This window comes from Streptomyces bambusae, from assembly GCF_019400985.1.
Taxonomy (GTDB): Bacteria; Actinomycetota; Actinomycetes; order Streptomycetales; family Streptomycetaceae; genus Streptomyces; species Streptomyces bambusae_A.
Genome location: NZ_WTFF01000604.1, coordinates 1 through 1,771, shown reverse-complemented (window position 1 = coordinate 1,771; position 1,771 = coordinate 1). Strand labels below are relative to the sequence as shown.

The 1,771-nt window shown below is 75.2% G+C and carries 1 protein-coding gene and 2 pseudogenes; all 3 read right to left on the bottom strand.

Annotated features, from left to right (window positions below):
• Positions 1-139 precede the first annotated feature (139 nt).
• The gene (locus GPJ59_RS38270) at positions 140-475 is read right to left on the bottom strand and encodes a GNAT family N-acetyltransferase (RefSeq protein WP_374201011.1); all 336 of its coding nucleotides are present in this window, start codon (positions 473-475) and stop codon (positions 140-142) included.
• A 114-nt stretch (positions 476-589) separates the two neighbouring features.
• A pseudogene (locus GPJ59_RS35985) lies at positions 590-1,435 on the bottom strand (alpha/beta fold hydrolase); the annotation flags it as partial.
• A 135-nt stretch (positions 1,436-1,570) separates the two neighbouring features.
• Positions 1,571-1,771, bottom strand: a pseudogene (locus GPJ59_RS35980) (hypothetical protein); the annotation flags it as partial.

Below are 1,771 nucleotides of genomic sequence, written 5' to 3'. Positions count from 1 at the left end.
TCGTTACCATGTTGCATGTTTTTATCTCGACTGCAGCGCGCTCTGCTGAGTTTCACAGGCGTAAGATCGTCGGCAGCTTCGGAGGTGTAGAAGAGACCGCGGCAGGGCGGACCCACGGTGCGCCGTCGGCCCGCCGTGATCAGGTCAGCCGGAGGTCGATCCAGGGGATCGTGTCTCCTGGCAGCAGGTACCGCTCGGTCTCCACGAAGCCGTGGCCCAGCGCGAAGTGCAGCCCGTCCTCGTTGGAGGACAGCACGACGGTCTCGATCGTCTCCGCGCCCAGCTCCCGGGCCCGGGCGAGCCCGCGGGCGTACAGTTCCCTGCCGATGCCCCGGCCGCGGTGTGCCGGGAGTACGCGCGCGATGACGGTCGCGGTGCGGGTCCCGTCCTCCGGCGGGCGCACCGTCGTACAGCCCACGAGCAGGTCGCCGACGTAGGCGACCTCCAGGTGGTGGCGGCCGGCGCGCTCGCGCACCTCGTCCAGGGAGAGCACATGGGTCGGGATGATCGAGTTGTGGACGTGCTGCCAGTCCAGGAGCGCCTGCTCGTCGTCCGGCCGCCGGACCCGCAGGCCGGGCGGCGGCGCGTCCGCCGCGCCGAGGAACTCCGCCACCGCCGCCACGAAGCCGTCGGGGTCGTCGAGCCAGGGATGGTGCCCGGCACCGGGCTGCACGGTGAAGCCGGCGGCGGGGAACAGCGCCGCGAACTCGGCCAGGGTGGGCACGGGCGCGCCCGGGTCGACCTCGCCCGCCAGCACGAGCACCGGTGACGTGTGCCGGGCGAGGGCGGCGCGCGCGGCGTCCGGGTCGAAGGCTCCCTCGGCGCCGAACGCGGCCACGACCGCCGGGTCCAGCCGCTCGTCGCCCGCCGCCTGGTGGGCCCGCGCCGCGTCGTCCCACCGGCCGTACGAGAAGGGGGCGACGGCCTGCCAGGCGTCGGCCCCGGCGTCGGCCCGGCCGGCCAGGATCGACTCCAGCGCCTCGTACGCGGCCGGGAACCACGGCTCGTCCCGCCGCAGCCGCGCCGTCTCGCGCCGCCGGTCCGCGGTGACGGTGAGGCCGACCGCGCGAACGCTGGGCGTGACCAGCACGAGCCTTCCGACCCGGCCCGGATGGCGGGCCGCGTACTGCACGGCCAGGTTGGCGCCGGCGCAGTGCGCGAGGAGGTCCATCCGGTCGAGGCCGAGGTGCACGCGCAGGGCCTCGACGTCGTCGACGAGCCGGTCGCAGCGGTAGGAGGCGGTGTCCTCGGGTACCGCGGACAGGCCGGTGCCGCGCGGGTCCGGCAGGATCAGCCGGCGGTGCCGGGACAGGCCACCGAGGTCGCCGAGGTACGCGGAGTCCGTGGGGCCGCCGGGCAGGCAGACCAGCGGCGCACCGGCGCCCTGGACCCGGTAGGCGAGCTCTGTTCCGTCGGAGGCGGAGATGGTGGGCATGGCCGGGGATGGTGGCAGGCTTGATCAACGTCGGCAACCGGATTTCGGCGCCCCGTCCGCCCAACCTCTACCTCGTCCTCTTCCTCTTCCTCGTCCCGTGCCCTGCCCCGTCCCCATGCACCCCGGTACGGCGGCTCAGGGCCGGGCCGAGGGGGACAGGTAGGCCCGGTAGTCGCTCAGGCCCGGGAGGGCGTGCAGCCGGTGGGGGCGCCAGGTGCGGGCCCAGGGCGGTGGGGCCTGGCCGCCCGCGACGAGCACCGCCGCCGGCCGGGTGCGCGCGAGCGCGGCGAGCGCCTCCGCGGTGATGCTGCCGTCGTGGCCGCCGTAGACCTGGCG